Below are 293 nucleotides of genomic sequence, written 5' to 3' on the forward strand. Positions count from 1 at the left end.
CGTCCGATACTCTTCTTCCGTCATGCGCCCATGCACGTCGCCCAGTTGCTTGAGCGCGAATTCCTTCGACATAGATTTGCGCTGCGACAGGAGAATCGCCAGACCCAGACCTTCCGGACCATCGTAGGAACTCAGGCGGTTACCCGTAATCTGCTCGTACTCGTGCAGCGGATCGAAATCGTCGGCTTCGAAGTAGTCGTCTGCTGCGTTGTATTGTGCGCTCATGTTCCCTCCGTTGTGTAGTCAATGCGCGCAGTGTACGCCGCTATTTACTCGTCGTCAACTCCAAAATC

General features: G+C 54.9%; 1 protein-coding gene. It reads right to left on the reverse strand.

Going from position 1 to position 293, the window contains the following annotated elements:
• On the reverse strand, positions 1 to 225 hold a 225-nt coding region (locus AC1RP1_RS08240), incomplete at its 3' end, for a hypothetical protein (RefSeq protein WP_481762759.1).
• Positions 226 to 293: the final 68 nt, after the last annotated feature.

The sequence above is a fragment of the Dellaglioa sp. CoH-56-MRSF-13 genome (assembly GCF_056782095.1).